The sequence below is a fragment of the Streptomyces sp. NPDC088197 genome, assembly GCF_044741185.1.
GTDB lineage: Bacteria > Actinomycetota > Actinomycetes > Streptomycetales > Streptomycetaceae > Actinacidiphila.
The window spans coordinates 278,665-297,781 of sequence record NZ_JBIUSD010000002.1 but is presented as its reverse complement, the minus strand read 5'-3'; the positions used below and the strand labels follow the sequence as shown (position 1 = coordinate 297,781).

Annotated in this window: 13 protein-coding genes and 1 pseudogene; 7 read left to right on the top strand and 7 right to left on the bottom strand. The window is 71.4% G+C overall.

Annotation, left to right across the window (positions count from 1 at the left end):
* Positions 1-17: 17 nt before the first annotated feature.
* The 3 genes from ACIOC1_RS06115 to ACIOC1_RS06105 all read right to left on the bottom strand — a co-directional run bounded on the left by ACIOC1_RS06115 (position 18) and on the right by ACIOC1_RS06105 (position 5,535).
* On the bottom strand, positions 18-1,964 hold the full coding sequence (locus ACIOC1_RS06115; RefSeq protein ID WP_401852274.1) for an ABC transporter ATP-binding protein: 1,947 nt from the start codon (positions 1,962-1,964) through the stop codon (positions 18-20).
* A complete protein-coding gene (locus ACIOC1_RS06110) occupies positions 1,961-3,931 on the bottom strand; it encodes an ABC transporter ATP-binding protein (RefSeq protein ID WP_401852271.1) in 1,971 nt (656 codons plus the stop codon). The genes ACIOC1_RS06115 and ACIOC1_RS06110 overlap by 4 nt, the downstream gene beginning before the upstream one ends.
* 1,121 nt (positions 3,932-5,052) lie before the next feature.
* Positions 5,053-5,535 (bottom strand): hypothetical protein, encoded by a 483-nt coding sequence (locus ACIOC1_RS06105; RefSeq protein WP_391044662.1) that lies wholly within the window; start codon positions 5,533-5,535, stop codon positions 5,053-5,055.
* Positions 5,536-5,656: 121 nt separating this feature from the next.
* On the opposite strand from ACIOC1_RS06105, the pseudogene ACIOC1_RS06100 reads away from it, so the two are divergent.
* A pseudogene (locus ACIOC1_RS06100) lies at positions 5,657-5,951 on the top strand (transposase family protein); the annotation flags it as partial.
* Positions 5,952-5,960: 9 nt separating this feature from the next.
* Here the strand turns inward: ACIOC1_RS06100 and ACIOC1_RS06095 are convergent.
* The 3 genes from ACIOC1_RS06095 to glgX form a co-directional block, all read right to left on the bottom strand.
* Positions 5,961-6,341 (bottom strand): hypothetical protein, encoded by a 381-nt coding sequence (locus tag ACIOC1_RS06095; protein WP_401722777.1) that lies wholly within the window; start codon positions 6,339-6,341, stop codon positions 5,961-5,963.
* A 333-nt stretch (positions 6,342-6,674) separates the two neighbouring features.
* A complete protein-coding gene (locus ACIOC1_RS06090) occupies positions 6,675-7,880 on the bottom strand; it encodes an MFS transporter (protein ID WP_401852765.1) in 1,206 nt (401 codons plus the stop codon).
* 334 nt (positions 7,881-8,214) lie between these two features.
* Positions 8,215-10,452 (bottom strand): glycogen debranching protein GlgX, encoded by a 2,238-nt coding sequence (gene glgX / locus ACIOC1_RS06085; RefSeq protein ID WP_401852268.1) that lies wholly within the window; start codon positions 10,450-10,452, stop codon positions 8,215-8,217.
* A gap of 399 nt (positions 10,453-10,851) precedes the next feature.
* Here glgX and ACIOC1_RS06080 point away from each other — a divergent pair, with 399 nt between their 5' ends.
* From ACIOC1_RS06080 to ACIOC1_RS06060, 5 genes are all read left to right on the top strand, one after another.
* Entirely contained in the window at positions 10,852-12,099 is a 1,248-nt protein-coding gene (locus ACIOC1_RS06080) for an Ig-like domain-containing protein (protein WP_401852266.1), read from the top strand.
* Positions 12,100-12,464: 365 nt separating this feature from the next.
* Positions 12,465-13,631, top strand: coding sequence for an Ig-like domain-containing protein (locus tag ACIOC1_RS06075; RefSeq protein WP_401852763.1), 1,167 nt, complete (start codon positions 12,465-12,467; stop codon positions 13,629-13,631).
* A gap of 112 nt (positions 13,632-13,743) precedes the next feature.
* On the top strand, positions 13,744-14,511 hold the full coding sequence (locus ACIOC1_RS06070; RefSeq protein WP_391044672.1) for an enoyl-CoA hydratase-related protein: 768 nt from the start codon (positions 13,744-13,746) through the stop codon (positions 14,509-14,511).
* Positions 14,512-14,842: 331 nt separating this feature from the next.
* Positions 14,843-15,334: an ATP-binding protein gene (locus ACIOC1_RS06065; protein ID WP_355349293.1), complete on the top strand. Its 492-nt coding sequence runs from the start codon at positions 14,843-14,845 to the stop codon at positions 15,332-15,334.
* Between the two features lie 512 nt (positions 15,335-15,846).
* Positions 15,847-16,335 (top strand): hypothetical protein, encoded by a 489-nt coding sequence (locus tag ACIOC1_RS06060; RefSeq protein ID WP_401852262.1) that lies wholly within the window; start codon positions 15,847-15,849, stop codon positions 16,333-16,335.
* Positions 16,336-16,363: 28 nt separating this feature from the next.
* Here the strand turns inward: ACIOC1_RS06060 and ACIOC1_RS06055 are convergent, their stop codons facing one another.
* Positions 16,364-17,692 carry a LuxR C-terminal-related transcriptional regulator gene (locus tag ACIOC1_RS06055; protein ID WP_401852260.1) on the bottom strand — a complete coding sequence of 443 codons (1,329 nt, stop codon included), beginning with the start codon at positions 17,690-17,692 and terminating at the stop codon, positions 16,364-16,366.
* A gap of 337 nt (positions 17,693-18,029) precedes the next feature.
* Between ACIOC1_RS06055 and ACIOC1_RS06050 the strand changes: the two genes are divergently transcribed.
* A complete protein-coding gene (locus ACIOC1_RS06050) occupies positions 18,030-18,965 on the top strand; it encodes a zinc-binding dehydrogenase (protein ID WP_391044678.1) in 936 nt (311 codons plus the stop codon).
* Positions 18,966-19,117 lie beyond the last annotated feature (152 nt).

Below are 19,117 nucleotides of genomic sequence, written 5' to 3'. Positions count from 1 at the left end.
CGTAGGGGCGCTGACGGTCAGACCAGGCTGTCCCGCCACGCCTGGTGGAGTCCGGCGAAATGGCCGTCGTCCGCGATGAGTTCGTCCGGGGTGCCGTCCTCGACGATCCGGCCGTCGCGCATGACCAGGACCCGGTCGGCGATCTCCACGGTCGACAGCCGGTGCGCGATGATCACCGCCGTACGCCCGTTGAGCACGGTGTGCATCGCGTGCTGGACGGCCTTCTCGCCCGGCACGTCCAGCGAGGACGTCGCCTCGTCCAGGATCAGCACGCCGGGGTCGGCGAGCAACGCCCGCGCGAAGGCGACCAGTTGGCGCTGGCCCGCGGAGATACGGCCGCCGCGCTTGCGTACGTCCGTGTCGTAGCCGTCCGGCAGCGCCGCGATGAAGTCATGGGCGCCGATGGCCTTCGCGGCGGCCTCCACATCCTCGCGGGAGGCGTCCGGCCGGCCGATCGCGATGTTCTCCGCGACCGTCCCGGAGAACAGGAACGCCTCCTGCGTCACCATCACGACCCCGCGCCGCAGATCGGTCTGCGTGAGATCGCTCAACTCCACGCCGTCCAGCAGCACTCGGCCGCTGGTGGGGTCGTAGAACCTGGCCAGCAGTTTGGCGAGCGTCGACTTGCCCGCGCCGGTCGCGCCCACCACGGCGACGGTCTGCCCCGCGGGCAGCCGCAACGAGAACCGCGGCAGCACCTCGCCGCCCGTGCGGTACGCGAAGCGCACCTCGTCGAAGACGACCTCGCGGCCCGGCAGTTCGCCCGCCCGCTCCGGCAGCGGCACCGCGCGCTCGGGCGCGGGCTCCGGCACGGTCGGCCGCTGGGCCAGCAGCCCGGCGATCTTCTCCAGTGAAGCCGCCGCTGACTGATAGGAGTTGAGGAACATGCCGAGCCGGTCGATCGGGTCGTAGAGCCGCCGCAGATACAGCACGAAGGCGGCGAGCACACCGAGCGCCATCCCGCCGTCCGCCACCCGGTACGCGCCCCACATCACGATCGCGGCGATCGTGACGTTGGCGATCACGCGGGAGCCGACGACGTAACGCGCCATCTCCAGGATCGCGTCGCCGTTGGCCCGCTCATGGCGGTGGTTCAGTTCGAGGAACGCCTCGTCGTTCGGCTCCTCGCGGCGGAACGCCTTCACCGGGCGGATGCCGTTCATCGTCTCGGTGAACTTCACGATGACGGCCGCGATGGCCGTGGACCGCTTGCGATAGGCGACCATCGAGCGCCGCTGGTACACGCGGATCGCCACGTACAGCGGGGCGTACGACACCAGGGCCGCCAGTCCCAGCTCCCAGTCGAGGAAGATCAGCAGCGCGGTGATGTAGACCGCCGACAGTACGACCTCGATCAGCTCGTCCAGGCCGTCGTTGAGCAGTTCGCGGATCGACTCGACGTCCGAGGTGGAGCGGGAGATCAGCCGGCCCGAGGTGTAGCGCTCGTGGAAGTCCAGGCTGAGGGTCTGGGCGTGCCGGAAGATCCGGCCGCGCAGGTCGACCAGCACGTCCTGGCTGACCCGGGCGGCGACCCGGATGAAGAAGCGCTGGAGCGTGCCGGAGGCGATGCCGCAGCCCATGTAGCCGCAGGCGACCGCGATCAGCGCGCCGTGCCGGCCGTCGCGCACCGCCGGGATGGCGTGGTCGATGGCGTACGCCACCAGGAGCGGGCCCGCCTGCACGGCCGCCTGCTGGACCAGCAGCAGGATCGCGGCCAGCCAGACGCGGGCGCGGTGCGGGCCGAGGAGCGAGCGCAGGAGGGTGAACTGGGCGTTCTTCGGGGCGGGCAGGACGTCTTTGGCGAAGGGGTCGTCGGGCGGGAGCGGCGCGGCGGTGGGCTCGTCGAAGTCGTACTCCTCGGTGGTGCCGGCTTCTGTCGCGTCCTCTTTCGTCGCGCTCTCTTTCGCCGCCCTCTCTTTCGTCGAGCCCTGTTCTGTCGCGCCCTGTTCTGTCGCGGAGGTCATCGGGCGTCGCTCCTCTCCCGCGCGGCGGAAGCCTCGTCGGCCTCCCCGGTCCGTTCTTCGGCGCCGTGCTGCTCCGGCAGGTCCGGGTGCCCCTCGGCGTCCGGCTCTTCGTCGGCGCCTGACTCTTCGTCGGCACCCGACATCAGGTGGCGGTAGACCGCGCTGTCCCGCAGCAGTTCGGCGTGCGTGCCGACGGCCGTGATCCGGCCGTCCTCGAGCAGCGCCACCCGGTCCGCGAGCATCACCGTGGACGGGCGGTGCGCGACGACCAGCGCGGTCGTGTCGGCCAGCACCTCGCGCAGCGCGGCCTCGACCAGCGCCTCGGTGTGCACGTCGAGCGCCGACAGCGGGTCGTCCAGGACCAGGAACTGCGGGCGGCCGACCACCGCGCGGGCCAGCGCGAGCCGTTGCCGCTGCCCGCCGGAAAGGCTCAGTCCCTGCTCGCCAACCTGCGTGTCCAGGCCCTGCGGCAGCCGCTCCACGAAGCCGCACTGCGCGACGGCCAGGGCTCGTACGATGTCCGCCTCGTCGGCGCCCTCAGGGCCCGCGCCCATCGCCACGTTCTCCCGTACGGTCGCGGAGAACAGCGTCGGCTCCTCGAAGGCGACGGCGAGCAGTTCGCGCAGCCGCTTGACCGGCAGGTCGGCGATGTCCGCGCCGTCCAGGGTGATCCGGCCGCCGGTCGCCTGGTGCAGCCGGGGGAGCAGCGCGGTCAGCGTCGTCTTGCCGCTGCCGGTGGCGCCGACCAGCGCCATCGTCTCGCCGGGGCCGATGTGCAGGTCGACGCCCTTGAGGAGGTCGGGGCCCGCGTCGGGGGCGTCGGGGTAACGGAAACGGACGGCGTGCATGCGCAGGCCGTCGCTCGGTCGTCCGGCTCCGGTGCCGTCCGTCGCCCTCGCGGCGCTTCCGTCGTCCTCGCTCCCGCTGGTGCTGCCGGTCCTGCCGGTCCTGCCGCTGCTGTCGGGTTCGGGGGTGTCCATCGCCTCGAAGTACCGGTCGGCGGCGGTGGCCGCCTCGTTGCTCATCGCGAGCAGGAAGCCGATCGACTCGACCGGCCAGCGCAGCGCGAGCGCGGTCGACAGGAACGCCACCAGGGTGCCCGCCGACAGCTTGCCGTCCGCGACCTGGAGCACACCGCACACCAGCGCGGCGCCGATCGCCACCTCGGGCAGCGTCATGATCACGGCCCAGATGTCCGAGAGGAGCCGCGCCTTGCGCATCTCGGTACGCCACAGCCCCCGGGTCTGCGCGCGGAAGGCCCGCGCCTGGCTGCGGTGCCGGCCGAACGCCTTGATGATCCGGATGCCCAGCACCGACTCCTCGACCAGCGTGGCCAGATCGCCCGCCTGGTCCTGCGCGCGGCGGGCGGCCAGCGCGTACCGCGTCTCGAAGACGGAACACATGATCATCAGCGGCACGGCGGGCGCCAGCAGCACCAGGCCGAGCAGCCAGGACTGCGCGAACAGGATCGCGAAGCCGATCAGCACGGTGACGGTGTTGACCACCAGGAAGACCAGCGGGAAGGCGAGGAACATCCGCAGGATCTGCAGGTCCATCGTCGCCCGCGAGAGCAACTGCCCCGACGCCCAGCGGTCGTGGAACTCCACCGGCAGCCGCTGGAGATGCCGGTACAGATCCGCCCGCATCGCCGCCTCGACCCCGGCCAGCGGCCGGGCCACCAGCCACCGCCTGATCCCGAACAGCAGCGCCTCCAGCAGACCGAGCAGCAGGATCAGCCCGCCGCCGAGCCACACCCCGGCCGGATCGTGGTCCGAGACCGGCCCGTCCACCATCCACTTCAGCACCAGCGGAATCAGCAGCGCCACGCACGACGCGCCCGCGCCCACCACCGCGGACACCCCCAACCGCACCCGCACCGCCCGCACATAAGGCCAAAGGCGCAGCAGCGACCGAATCGCTGATCTCGAACGGACGGCGGGCGCGGGGTCAGTGGTCGTGGCAGACATCCCTCCCGACATTAGGCGCGACCACCGACACCGCTCACCCTGTTTTCCGCCGCGCCCACGCCCCTCCGATCTCTTCCCGCCACAGGCACGGGGCCGCCCCCGCGATCACCTGTCGCACACCATGCGAATCCTTGAAGAATTCATTACCTCCCCATGACCCGAGGCCCCCGGACCAGACGGCGAGGCCGCCCTCCGCGTGGCTCCCCGCGCCGGGGGCGGGTGAGGCCGTCGGGACTCGGCGGCGGCACCGGCCGCTGGAGACCGTCACGGTGGACGGCAAGTCGTACGGCACCACCGCTCCGTGGACGCTCCCGGCGCCGACCCTGGCCGGGGCCACGGCCACTTGCGCCTCCGTGCTGCCCGACGTGGACCTCGTGGTCTCCGCGGTCGCGGACGGATTCGCCGAGAACGTGACCGTCAAGTCGCGCGCGGCCGCGCAGAATCCGCAGTGGGCGGCACTCCGGTTTCCCGTCACGCTGAATGAGAGTCGTATTCCGGCGGCAAATGAGTATCGCGGTCGAGCCGGAAGTGCGGCCACGGAGAAAGCGAAGTGTCGAACTTGTACCGCGGGTATACGGGTACCCACGGGGGACATGGCAGTACCCTGCTCGTGTGGCGGAAGCTGTGCGGAACGCTGGTGCGGGCAAGGTGTGGCATGAGATGCCAATTGCACCGGCACGACTGGGATGCGTACCGGTGCGGGTGCGGGGAGACGGCGAGGCGCATTCCGGAGACCTTATCGCGGCTGTTCGACGCTGCTGTGCCCGGTGACATCTTTGATCACGGCTTGGATGGCCATCTGGAAGTCAGTCAATGCTTTTCGAGGCCGCGGTCCCAGCGGTTTCCGTAAATTTGGCCGGCTTGGGGGATGGGGTAAAGCCATTCGTGTGGAGTCATCTTATGGTTACTCTGCTCCGGTTGGTTTCTGGAGAATCACATTCGAGTGAAGTTGCAGTTGGACGTCCTGATCTGGGTGAGGAGTACATTGCCGCGGCTCAATCGGGCATTTGGCTGCTAGAACGAAGAACAGATAACCAGGATTAAGGGCTGTCCCGCTCAATGGTCAGAGTGAGCAGCAGGTCTATGGCACCGGGCCTGGCTCAGGTTTCGAGGCGGCCCGGTCACCTGGCCGATCGTCGAAGCGCTTCCCGCCACTCGTCCTTCACATCGCTGGACTCATCCAGCGCGGGATCGCGCCTTCCGCCTGGCGCATAGGCCGGGGACCGGTCTGCGCGGAGCGGCACGTGGGCGCAGTACCAGGCCCGCTCGGCACCCGCCTGCTCGGCGTCCGTGCCTGTCCGTAGATAGTCGAGTAGTGCGCTCATGACACGGCGTCGTCCGAAGGCGTAGACCGCTGGTTCGGCGAACCAGCGGCAGAAGCTAGGGTCCGGGTCGTAGACCGCTGCGGCCATCAACGGGGCGAAGAACTCTTCGGGTAGGTAGGCGCGTTGGAGCAGTGGCTTGCGCACCGCATGGGCCAGGTGCCGTGCCCGGCGGGTTTCCGGCACGTCGGCCGCGTTCCCGAGATCCATCAGCCGCGCCACCTCGGTGGCGCATGACAGGAATGTGCGTGCAGCTGCCTCGTTGTGCTCTTCGTCATCCATGGCGGCATTTTGGACCGACTCAGGCCGGGAGGGTATGGGGCGGTGGTTGTTTCTCTGCCGAGTGAAACGATCGCAAGGACACCGTGCCTCATCGTCGGCGGGACCCTGGTGCCCACCCTCCCGTGGCTGGGGGGAGTCCGGGGCCAAGGCTGCCGTCGGCACCGCTATGACTATCGTCACGGCGGCTACCAGGACACCGGTCTGGTCATCCCGCACCGCCGCCGTAAGGGCGAAGAACTTCGCCCCGGAAGGAGAAGCACAACCGCTCCCACAAACAGGTCCGCGCTCGCGTTGAGCACACCTTCGCCCGGATGAAGAGCTGGAAGATCCTCCGCGACTGCCGCCTTAAAGGCGATGGCGTGTACCGAGCTGTGCTCGGCGTCGCCCGGCTTCACAATCTTGCTTCGACCCGGTGACTGAGGGGGTCATTCCAGTGCAGGCATGTCAGAACCGGTCGGCCTCGGCGGCCTTTGGTGACCGCACTCCAGCCGAGTCCCGTTGGCGTCGGTCACTGTGTACTCAAGGACAATCCTGGTCGGATCGCCGTTCTCGTAGGGCCACACGGTGATGCCTCCCTCCCAGACAAGGGTGGAGAACCAGACATCGAGCCCTTCGGCTTCAGGTGCGACCGTGAAGACCTCCCCAGGCTTGAGGTAGAAGTCCTCGCCGTACGGCTCGATGAACAGACAGAGATCCCTTTCGCCAGCGTTCTCCACGGGAAGCTCACTGCGCCCCACTGTTCCCCCCAGCCCCCTACCGATGAACCGCTCCACCGTATCCGCCACACCGGCATCGCCGTCACCCAAGCCTTACAAACTCTCTGCGGGACAGTCCTTAGTTGAGGGAACGCGTGCCGGGGGCGTTCAAGTTTCGGCGGTTCGAGTTGACGACCGGAAGCGGGTCGTACGACCTGGCCGTGCCCACCGATGACGTGGAGACGGTGCGAGGGGACGCTTCCCGTGGTCGGTGGCGCAATGGTCGTCGAACTCGCCCCAGCAGGGCGGCGGTTTCTCGCCGCGCTGACCGACCTCGTCGTGGCCAGAGCGAGCCTGGTTGTACCGGCGGTCCGGGGCAACCGACTTGCCCGGTTGGGGTGGGTGGGGAGGTGCGGGAGCGTGGATGGCCGGGGCTCACAGGCCCTACGTCGTGGGGACTCGGCGGAGGTTGCGGATGGCGGGGACGGAGAGGAGGAGGGTGCAGACGATGAGGGTGACCACGGCGCCGGTCTGGAGGACGTGGCGGGCGCCGAAGGCGGCGGAGGCGGGGCCGGCGAGGGACTGGCCGACCGGCATCATGGCGATGGAGCCGGCGACCTCGTAGGCGTGGATGCGGTTGAGGATCTCGCCGGGGACCTGGGTCTGGACGCTGGTGGCCCAGTTGACGCCCCAGTAGGCCCAGCAGATGCCGGAGCCGAAGACGCAGGCGGCGATCGCGGGGACCGGGAGGTCGAAGCCGACCGAGGCGGGCATCAGGGCGGTGCCGAAGAGGGCGATGGAGCCCGCGCGCAAGGGGCGGTCCGCGCGTACGCGCATGGCGATCAGCGCGCCGACCGCGGTGCCGCCGCCGAGGGCGGAGTTGACGAGGCCGTAGGCGCCCGCGCCGTGCTCGGGGATGATCTGACCGGCGGCGAGCGGTATGTAGGGGCCGAAGACAAAGATCATGTAGCCCATCCAGATCACGATCACCCCCCACATCCAGGTGCGCGCGCGGAACTCCCGCCAGCCCTCCGCGAGATCGGCCTTGAACGTGCCAGTGCCAGTGCCAGTGCCAGTGCCCGAGCCGGTGCCCGTGCCCGTGCCCGACCCCGACCCCGTCCCGGCACCCGTCTTCGCCGGAAGCGGTCGCAGCCGCAGCGCGATCAGGCACAGCGCGCTGACCAGATACGTGGACGCGTGGACGGCGAAGACGACGCCCGGTGAGGTGAAGCCGATCAGGACACCGGCGACCGCGGGCCCGGCCAGCCCCGCGACGGACTCGGCGGTACGGGTCACACCGTTGGCGCCCTGCACATCGGTGGCGACCCGCACGACCGTACTGGCCACGCCCGGCTGGAACATGGCCGCCGCCGTGCCGTTGACGACGGCGATCAGCGCCATCTCCCACAGCGTGATGTGGTGGGTGAGGAAGAGCACCGCCGCGGTGGACTGCGTGCCGACGCGTACGAGATCGGCGCCGATCATCAGCCGCCGCGCGTTGAAGCGGTCCGCGAAGACCCCGCCGAAGATCACGAATCCGGCGAAGCACGCGGTGGACGCGGCCATCACCAGGCCGATGTCACCGGCCGAGTAGCCGTACTGGATCAGGCCCGCGGACAGCGCGACCGGCAGCATCGTGTCGCCGAGCATGGCGACGGAGCGGGCCGTGAAGTAGAACCGGAAATTCGCCGACCACAGCCGCTCCTTGCCCGGTAGCGGGGACGTGCGCGGGAGGTCCACCGGGGAGGTACGCGGGAGGTCCACCGCGGCGTCGGACAACGGCATGAGATTCGGCTGCGAAAGCGGCTCGGCGGCATCGGCCCCGGCGCGGTCGGGGCTGGGCGCGGAAGAGGTCACCAGGACATAGTGGACTGGACCATTCGGTGTCGTCCACACCGGTCCACACCGGTCCACGCCACCCCCCCACCCCGGCCCCCGCCACCCGGCGCCACCCCCCGCCGCCCGCCCGCTCCGGTGACCGAACTCACCCGCTGAGCAGCTCTTCCCGCCCCTCCCCGCCGCCGCACGCCCGGTACAGCCGTACGGACCTCTCCACCACCGCCACCTCGGAACCAGCCGCCGCACGCGCCCCCTCCGGCGCCGCCGTCTGCTCCTCCAGGGCGGTGTCGACGAGCAGTTCGTACGCCGCCGCCCACGGCGCCCCCGGCAGCGTGAAAGCGGCGGGCCGCGACCCCGCGTGCGCGATCAGCAGGAAGCTGTCGTCCACGACCGCCTCCCCCCGCGCGTTCCGCTGCGGAATCTCCTGCCCCGACAGGAACATCCCCAGCGTCGAGCCCGGCGCGAACCAGTCCTCGTCCGTCATCTCCTCGCCGCGCGGCCCGAACCAGGCCAGATCGCGCAGCCCCTCCGGCGCCTGCGCGAGCCCGGAGAAGAAGCCGCCGCGCCGCAGCACCGGATGGGCCCTGCGCAGGGCGATCAGCCGCGCCGCGAGATCGGACAGCGACCGCCAGGCCGGATCGTCCGCCAGCGACCAGTCGATCCAGCTCACCTCGTTGTCCTGGCAGTACGCGTTGTTGTTGCCGCCCTGCGTCCGCCCCATCTCGTCGCCCGCGACCAGCATCGGCACCCCGGTGGACAGCAGCAGTGTGGAGAGCAGGTTGCGGATCTGGCGGCGGCGCAGCGCGCTGATGCCGGGGTCGTCGGTCGGCCCCTCGGCGCCGCAGTTCCACGACCGGTTGCCGTCGGTGCCGTCCCGCCCGTCCTCGCCGTTGGCCTCGTTGTGCTTGCGCTCGTAGCTCACCAGGTCGCGCAGGGTGAAACCGTCGTGCGCGGTGACGAAGTTGACCGAGGCGTACGGCCGCCGCCCGCCCCAGTCGTACAGGTCGCTCGACCCGGACAGCCGGTACGCCAGATCGCGTACGTCCCCGGCCGCGCCCCGCCAGAAGTCCCGTACGGTGTCGCGGAACCGGTCGTTCCACTCCGTCCACAGCGGCGGGAAGGCGCCCACCTGGTAGCCGCCGGAGCCCACGTCCCACGGCTCGGCGATCAGTTTGACCCGGCGCAGCACCGGGTCCTGGGCGATCACCGTGAGGAAGGGGGAGAGCATGTCCACGTCGTGCGTCGAGCGGGCCAGCGCCGCCGCCAGGTCGAACCGGAAGCCGTCCACGCCCATTTCGGTCACCCAGTAGCGCAGGCTGTCGGTGATCAGCCGCAGCACGTGCGGCTGGACGACGCTGAGGGTGTTGCCGCAGCCGGTGTAGTCGGCGTAGCGCCGCGCGTCCTGCTGGAGCCGGTAGTAACCGCGGTTGTCGATACCGCGCAGCGACAGCGTGGGGCCGCCCTCGCCGCCCTCGGCGGTGTGGTTGTAGACCACGTCGAGGATCACCTCGATACCCGCCGCGTGCAGCGCCCGCACCATCCGCTTGAACTCGCCGACCTGTTCGCCGCGCGTGCCGCTCGCGCTGTACGCGGCGTGCGGTGCGAAGTAGCCGATCGAGTTGTAACCCCAGTAGTTGCGCAGCCCCTTGCGCTCCAGGTGCTCCTCGTGCGCGAAGTGGTGCACCGGCAGCAGCTCGACGGCGGTCACCCCGAGCCGGGTCAGATGGGCGATGGCCGCCGGGTGCGCGAGACCGGCGTACGTACCGCGCAGCTCCGGCGGAATGTCCGGGTGCGCCCGGGTGAAACCGCGCACGTGCAACTCGTAGATCACCGAGTCCGACCAGGGCGTCTTCGGCCGGTGGTCGTCCTCCCAGTCGTCGTCATCGTCGACCACGACGCCCTTGGGGACGTACGGCGCCGAGTCGCGGTTGTCGCGCACGGTGTCGGCGACCTGCCGCTCGGGCCAGTCGCGGACGTGCCCGTACACCTCGGGGACCAGCGTGAAGTCGCCGTCCACCGCCCGCGCGTACGGGTCGAGCAGCAGCTTCGCCGGATTCCAGCGGGCGCCGGTCCACGGGTCCCAGCGACCGCCGACCCGGTAGCCGTACCGCTGGCCGGGCAGCGCGTCCGGTACGAAGCCGTGCCATATCTCATGGGTCAGCTCGGTCAGCGGCGCCCGCGTCTCGGTGCCGTCCGCGTCGAACAGGCACACCTCGACGGACTCCGCCCCGCCCGCCCACAGCGCGAAGTTGGTGCCCGCGCGCCCGCCGGGACCGGCGTGGAAACGCGCGCCGAGCGGCTGCGCCGAGCCGGGCCACACGGTCGCGAGCCGCGGCGCCACCCGCCGGTCCGACGCACCGGACGGCAGCGATACGGAAGCCACCGGCGGATTCCGCGGTACGGCCGGGGCGAGTGCGACAGACGGGTCCCGCGGTACGGCCGGGCCCGGCACCGGCGACGGCGGCGGTACGGTCGCCACCCCCGGATCGCCTGCGGGCAGCGGAAGACCCTCCGGGCGTCCCACGACGCCGTGTTCGCGTGTCTCTGACACGTGTATGCCTCCCGCGGCTCCGAAGGACCGAGCTGTGACCAGGTGCGCTGTGCCGGCAGGGCGGGCCGGGTCCGTACCGTACGCCGGGTGTCCCTCCCCGCGTCGACGGCCGTTTCCCCGCACCCGCTGCTCCATTCATTCCCACCGGGGGGTACGGAGTCACACGGTTGATCGGTGCACGTGCCGGCGGACAGCGCGTTTCCCCGGCGGCGGTCGTCTCGTTGACGGTGCGTGAAGACAGCGGTGAGGCGCGTGCTGCGCGCGGGTGCGGGAGTGGTACTGGGTGCGACGCTGATCGCGGGCTGCGGGGGACCGGGCGGGTCCGGCGGGTCCGGCGGGACGGGCGGGGGTGACGACCGGGCGCCGAGCGCCACGTCGACCGACACCTCGACCGCCGTACCGGACGTCTCGCAGGCGGCCATCACCGTATCGCCCGGCGACGGCGCGAAGGACGTACCCGCCAGCGGGACGCTGCGCGTCACCGTCGGCCAGGGCAAGCTCACCGGGGTCACCGCCAAGAGCGCGGACGGCACCCCCGTGCCCGGCACCCTCGCCGCCGACGGCAGCGGCTGGAAGCCCACCGGACGCCTCGCGCTGGCCACCCGCTACACCGTCGACGCCTACGCGGTCGACGAGCAGGGCCGCCCGGCCGCCAAGCACGCCGACTTCACCACCCTCGTGCCGCAGCACACCTTCATCGGCTTCTTCACCCCGGAGAACGGCTCGACCGTCGGCGTCGGCATGATCGTCTCGCTGAGGTTCAACCGCCCGGTCACCGACCGCGCCGCCGTCGAACGCGCCATCACGGTCACGTCCGTACCCGCCGTCACCGTCACCGGCCACTGGTTCGGCGGCCAGCGGCTCGACCTGCGCCCCGCCGACTACTGGAAGGCCGGCACCCGCGTCACCCTCCACCTGCGGCTGCGCGACGTCCAGGGCGCGCCCGGCGTCTACGGCACCCAGTCCAAGGACGTGCGGTTCACCATCGGCCGCGACCAGCGCAGCACCGTGGACGCGGTGGCGCACACCCTGGTCGTCCGGCGCGGCGGCGCAGTCGTGCGCACCCTCCCCGCCTCGACCGGCGCGCCCCAGCACACCACGTACGACGGCGTGATGGTCATCGCCGAGAAGCACGCCGTCACGCGCATGAACGGCCAGACGGTCGGCTTCGGCGGCGAATACGACATCCCGGACGTCCCGCACGCGATGCGGCTGACCAACTCCGGCACCTTCGTGCACGGCAACTACTGGTCGCCCGCCGGGGTCTTCGGCACCACCAACGTCAGCCACGGCTGCATCGGGCTGCGCGACGTCAAGGGCGGCAGCGCCACCAGCCCGGCGGGCTGGTTCTTCGACCACTCCCTGGTCGGCGACCCGATCCGCGTGACCAACTCCCATGACCGCACGGTCGCCGCCGACAACGGGATGGGCGGCTGGAATCTCAGCTGGGCCCAGTGGCAGGCGGGTTCCGCGCTGTAGCGGCGGCCCCGCCCGTCCCGCGCGCGGGCTCGCCAGTCCGCCGCACCCGTCCCGCATGCGCGGGCTCCCCGTCCGCCGCCCCGTCCGCGCACGCGGGCTCGCCGTCCGCCGCCCCGTCCGCGCACGCGGGCTCGCCGTCCGCCGCACCCCCACTACACCCCCGACCGGCCCTGGTCCACAGCCATCTGGGACGGAACGGTGACAATCTCGTGAGCACTCGCGCTTGTTCCGTGTGATTGTCTTGCGCTGACCAGGGGAGTTCAGGTGTTCCGGGCGGTAGGGGAGAGCAAGAGTTGAAGCCGATATTGGCTGCGCCGGGTATCAGGAGAAACGTTCTGGTGCTGGCGCTCGGAGCGTTGCTGCTGATGGTCACCGCGTGCGGTGGCGGCGGTGGCGGCGGCAAGGCCGGCAGTGGGAACGGCTCCACGTCGGCCTCGAACGGCAAGGCGAACGCGTCGGACACGGTCGCCTCGACCGCCGTCGTGACGATCCTGCCGAAGGACGGCTCGACCGAGGTGTCGACCACGGGGACGCTGAAGGTCACGGCGCAGGGCGGCAAGCTCTCGTCGGTCGTCGTGAAGGACGACAAGGGCACGGAGGTGGAGGGCGCGATCTCCGCCGACGGCGCCGGATGGGTGCCGGCCGGGCACCTGGACACGTCCACGCAGTACTCGGTGGACGCGGTCGCCAAGGACGACGCGGGACGTGAGTCCGACAAGCACTCCAGCTTCACCACGGTCACCCCGAAGAACACCTTCGTCGGTTACTACACGCCGGAGGACGGTTCGACCGTCGGCGTCGGCATGGAGGTCTTCCTCAACTTCAACCGGCCGATCACGAACAAGAAGGCCGTCGAGGAAGGCGTCAAGGTCAGCGCGAGCCCGTCGGTCCCGGTCGCCGCGCACTGGTACGGCGACCAGCAGCTCTACATCCGCCCGCAGGAGTACTGGGCGGCCGGTACGAAGGTCACGCTGAGCCTCAACCTCAACGGTGTCGAGGGCGCCCCCGGCGTCTACGGCAAGCAGCACAAGGACGTCCACTTCACCGTCGGCCGCCGCCAGGTGAGCATCGTGGACGCGGCCAAGCACACCATGACCGTCTACCGCGACAACAAGGTGCTGCGCACCATCCCGATCTCCTCGGGCGCGCCGGACCACACCACGTACAACGGCAAGATGGTCATCTCCGAGAAGTACGTGACCACCCGGATGAACGGCGACACGGTCGGCTTCGGCGGTGAGTACGACATCAAGGACGTGCCGCACGCCATGCGGCTGACCACCTCGGGCACCTTCATCCACGGCAACTACTGGGCCGCGACCTCGGTCTTCGGCAACAGCAACACCAGCCACGGCTGCGTGGGTCTGCACGACGTGCGCGGCGCGGGTGACGCGAGCACCCCCGCGGCCTGGTTCTACAACCAGTCGATCATCGGTGACGTGGTGCAGGTGCAGAACTCCAAGGACAAGACGGTCCAGTGGTACAACGGCCTCAACGGCTGGAACCTCCCCTGGAGCGAGTGGACGTCCTGACCGGGTTCCGCATCAGGTTCCGCATCGGGTTCCGCCCGTGTGAGGCACCGCACGTGAGCCGCGACGGCCCGCCCCTGACCTGGGGCGGGCCGTCCGTCGTACGCTCGCCCGTATGACTGTGACCTTTGAAGTCGACGAAGGCGTCGGCACCGTCCGGCTCGACCGGCCGCCCATGAACGCCCTGGACTCCGGCACGCAGGACCGGCTCAAGGAGGTCGCCGAGGAGGCGGCGCGGCGTCCCGAGGTACGGGCCGTGGTGGTGTGGGGCGGGGAGAAGGTGTTCGCGGCGGGCGCGGACATCAAGGAGATGCAGGCCATGTCGTACGAGGACATGGTCGACCGCTCGCGGGCGCTCCAGGAGTCCTTCACGGCGGTGGCGCGGATTCCGAAGCCGGTGGTGGCGGCCGTGACCGGTTACGCGCTCGGCGGCGGCTGCGAGCTGGCACTGTGTGCCGACTACCGGATCGCGGGCGAGAACGCGAAGCTCGGACAGCCGGAGATCCTGCTCGGTCTGATCCCGGGCGCGGGCGGCACCCAGCGGCTGTCCCGGCTGGTCGGTCCCTCGCGCGCCAAGGACCTGATCTTCACCGGCCGGATGGTGACGGCGCGGGAGGCGCTGTCGCTGGGTCTGGTGGACGAGGTCGTCCCGGCCGACGAGGTGTACGCGCGGGCGCGGGCCTGGGCGGAGCGGCTGGCGCGCGGTCCCGCGTACGCGCTGCGGGCCGCGAAGGAGGCCGTCGACGCGGGTCTCGAAACGGATCTGGAGACCGGGCTGACGATCGAACGCACCTTGTTCGCGGGGCTGTTCGCCACGGCGGACCGCGAGACGGGGATGCGCAGCTTCGTCGAGGACGGACCGGGGAAGGCCACCTTCCGCTGAGCCCGCGGATGCTGACGCGTGGTCAGCCGGGGACGGCGATCCGACGCACATGCGGCTGAGCGTCGAACGGGTGCTCGGCTGACAGCGCGTCAGAGGTGACGCAGGGTGCGCGGCTCACCTTAAGGCAACCTTATGCCAGCCTTAAGGAATAGGAGGCCGCCACCATCCGCTGTGATGGTTGCATATGTCAACTCCACTGATCAGCAGGGCCGTTGTGGGGTGTTCTGTGCCCAGGGCATATGCCTAGTCACAGGTGTGGGGCGGCGTACTCCGTCGGACGAATTCCTCCGGTTACCCCTCGGAGCGCTGCAATTGCAGCCATCATGAAGTCATGGCGGGCCGGGGAGCATCTGAGCAGCCGCAGCGGGTGGACACCGCCGCGGGTGCGGTTCCCGTTCTCACCGACGACACGGCGGCCAAGGCCCTCGATCTGTACGGCGACCCGTCCGTCCAGGAGGTCCATCTGACCTCCCGTCCCGAATCCGCCTCCACCGCCCGGCGCCTGGCGCTCTCCGTGGTACGGGTCTGGGGCCTCCCGCAGTTCGCCGACACCGTGGAACTGCTCGTCTCCGAACTCGTGGGCAACGCCGTACGGCACACCGGGGCGCGGACGTTCGGGCTGCGGATGCACTGGCGCCGGGGCTGGGTCAGGGTCGAGGTGCGGGACCCCTCGCGGGCGCTGCCCTGCCTGCTGCCGGTCCGCGGCCTGGACGCCAGCGGCCGGGGCCTGTTCCTGGTGGACAAGCTCTCCGACCGCTGGGGTGTCGACCTCCAGCCGCGCGGCAAGACGACGTGGTTCGAACTGCGGGTCCCGGAGCGGTAGTTCGCGCCCGGCGCGGGAGTCGGGGCCGTCGTGCGGGGGCGTCGGGGCCGTACCGCCGTGACCGGCCCGGACATTGTGAAGAGGCCCTTCGCGTCGTGGTAACGACTGCGCAAGGGCCTCTTCGAACCGCCGCGAAGCAAGGGGGGTGTGGTTCGCGGCGTCTGTGGAACGGCCGAGCGCGGGTCGGTGCGGGCCGTTGAGAAGACTCTGGCACGCAGTGCCAGGCATGGTCAAACGCGCATATGGCTCACATCTGGACAAAAGAGGCATTGCGCCGCGCAAAGCAAGGGTGATGTGCGCCACCCGCCTTGTAAACCATGGATAAGTACGTTCATCTTCTTCTAATGATCGGGACCCTCGGGTATGTGGGGGGCGCGCCCCTGAGGAGGGGTGGGGGTAGCCCCCACACGCAATGGGGGACACACCTGATGGGCCCGCGCGCGGCCGTGCGGAAGAGTCGGTGACACGACGACGGGCGCCCTCAGCGGCCGTCAACGACACAGGAGTTGACCATGGCCGCCAGCACGGCGATCACCGGCCGGGCGGCCATCGCGTCCCCGTCCTCGCGCACCGCGGCCCTCGCCTCCTTCGTGCGGTTCGTGCTGTGCGGCGGCGGAGTCACCGTCCTCGCCAGCGGCGTCCTCCTGCTGATCGGCGACAGCGTCCCCCTCGCCCTGTCCAACGCCGTCGTCACCATCGGCTCCACGGTCCTGGCCACCGAACTCCACGGCCGCTTCACCTTCGGCCGGGGCGGCGCCACCTGGTCCGACCACTGCGCCTGCGCGCTCACCGTCCTGCTGTCGTACCTCTTCACCACCGGGGCGCTGCTCGCCTACGCCTCCGTGTATCCGTCCGGCGACGCCCTCACCCGGCAGGGCGTCTACATCGCGGCCTCCGCCCTCGCCGGCCTCGGCCGCTTCCTGCTCCTGCGGCTCGTCGTCTTCCGGCCGGCCCGCGGCGGTGTCCGGCTCGGCCGCGCGGCGGTCGCCGTCGCGGCCTGACGCCCGACCGGTGACGGCTGAGCGCGGGCTACGCGGTGGCCGCCGCCGTACGGGCGAGGGCGGCGGCCTCGCCGCGGGAGGCGACACCGAGCTTGGCGAGGATGTTGGCGACGTGGAATTTCACGGTGGACTCGCTGATGTGGAGGGCGAGGGCGATCTCGCGGTTGCGGCGCCCGAGGGCGAGCTCTTCGAGGACCTGCCGTTCCCTCGGATGGAGGGCGTCCAGCGGCCCGGCCGCAGCGGGGGCGGCCGGGAGGTCGGGGGACAGCGGCAGGGTGACGGTGAGGGTGGAGCCCCAGCCGGGCAGGGCGTCGAGGACGAGCCGCCCGCCGAGCGCCGTGAGCCGGTCGGTGAAGCGGTGGACGGCGAGCGCCTCCGGGGCGAGCAGGCCGGGCCCGTCGTCGCGTACCAGCACGCGGAGCGTGTCCTCGTCGAGCTGCCAGCTCACATGGAGCCGCCCCAGGCCGCCCTGCTCCAGCATGGCCAGGACGGCCCCGCGTACCGCCGCCCGCGCGCCGTGGGCCACGTCGGCGGCCAGCGTACGGCGGGAGGCGGGAGGGCGCAGGTCCAGCTCGACGGGGCTGTAGCGCAGCAGCGGGCGCAGCTCGGCGGTGAGACGGCCGAAGGCGGCGTCCGCGGGCTCCTCGCTCAGCTCCCGGTCCAGGTCGGCGCCCGCGCGCAGGTCGATCAGGGCCGCGACGGCCAGGTCCACGGCGCCGCGCCGCGCGGCGGTGTCGTCCAGCGACGCGGCGCGCAGCGTACCGAGGATCGCCGACAGCACCGAGGAGTGCGCGTCGGTCAGCTCCGCGATGGCCCGCGCCCTGGCCGCGGCGGCGGCCCGCGAACTGGCCGCCTGCGTCGGTCCTGCCTCCGCCATCCGGCGCTCCTGGTTGACGGTGACCAGGTCCCACAGGCCCTGCGCCACCGCCGTGACGTCGGCGTCCAGCGGCTCGGCCGAGGAGCGTACGGCGACCAGCAGCGGGCCCGCGCCCGCGCCCGTGTCGGCGGCCTCGGTGGTCTCGGCGGGCTCGGCGAACTCACGCGTGGAAGCGACGGCGAGCACCGGGTGCGGCGCCCCGGCCAGCACCGCCTCGCCCTGCCAGGGCGCGCCCGCCGTCACCCGCCCGGCCAGGCGCGTCAGTTCGGCGCCGGTGATCCGGCCGGTCAGCTCCTCATCGCCGAAGGCCGCCGTCGGAGTGAACGTGCAGACGGCGCTCCGCCGGGCGACCGCCCGGTGCGGCACCAGGTCGGTCAGCACCTCCGACAGCCGCCGCATGGTGTCGGGCAGCGGTGCGCGGGTGACGACCAGGGCCCGCGCGAGGGCGTCCTGCGGGCGGATTCCGTCATGGCTCGGCATGCCTCCCGAGCGTACGGCGGCGATGATGGGCGCGGACTGTCCTTTCGGCCGGGCGGAACCGTCCGAACGGCGGGCCGGGTCGGCGGCGGCCCGCGGCGATGCTGGGAAGTGCCCTGAAGGACCCCGGGGAGTGCCGGGGACACCCGGGGAGTTCCCCGGGACACCCGGGGAATGCCCGGGGATGCCCGGGGAACGCCTAGGAGGTGCCGGCGGAACGCCCGGGGAACGCCGCCGTCGCACCAGGGCGCCGCGTCTCCTCGGGCGCCCGCCAAGGCAATTGCTTCAGGTTTCCGAATGTTCTCGAATATTTCCGAGCCCTCCGAAGGATTGTGAACCCATGACGAAGTCCATCGCCTTCACCGAATACGGCTCCGCGGACGTGCTGCGGGCCGTGGACACCGACGTGCCGGAGCCGGGCCCCGGCCAGGTGCGGATCACGGTGCGCACGGCGGGCGTGAACCCGCTCGACAGCAAGATCCGCGCCGGTTACATGGAGCAGGTCTTCCCCGTGGACTTCCCGCATGTGCCGGGCCTTGAGGCGGCGGGTGTCGTCGAGGCGCTGGGCGAGGGCGTCGAGGGCCTGGCGGTCGGCGACGACGTCTTCGGCCAGACCGCCACCGGCGCCTACGCCGAGCGGGCGCTCGCCGAGGTCGCGAAGGTCGCCCTCAAGCCCGGCACGCTGAGCTGGGAGCAGGCGGCGGCGCTTCCGGTCGCGGCGGAGACCGCGTACCGCGCGCTCGACATGCTCAAGGTGCGGCCCGGCGAGACGCTGCTGATCCACGGCGCGGCGGGCGGCGTCGGCACCGTCGCCGTACAGTTCGCGGTCGCGCGCGGCGTCAAGGTCGTCGGCACGGCGAGCGAGGCCAACCACGAGCACCTGCGGGCGCTCGGCGCGGTCCCGGTCGCCTACGGGGACGGGCTGGTGGAACGGGTGCGGGCCGCCGCGCCCGAGGGGATCGACGCGGCGCTCGACGCGGCCGGGCGGGGCGACGCGCTCCAGGCGTCGGTCGAGCTGACCGGCGGCACCGAGCGGGTGCTGTCCATCGCGGACGCGCCGGGCGCGGGCAAGCTCGGCGTCCGCTTCACCTCGGGCGCCGAGGGGTACTACGGCGAGCCCGCCTTCGCGGAGGCGCTGGCGCTGTTCGCCGCGGACAAGCTGACCATCGCCGTCCACGAGGTGTTCCCGCTGGAGGCGGCGGCCGACGCGCAGCGCGCGAGCGAGGCCGGGCACCTGACCGGCAAGATCGTGCTCAAGGTGTCCGAGGGCGTCTGACGCGCGGACCCGGGGACGCGGCGTGACGGCGGGCGGTACGGGCGGGCTCCGTACCGCCCGCGGCCGTGCCGCCCGCCGCCGTGTGGCCCGCGATCCCTGTGGGTTCCCCGGCCCTCGTGGAGTCCCCAGCCCTTGTGAGGTCCCCGGCCCCT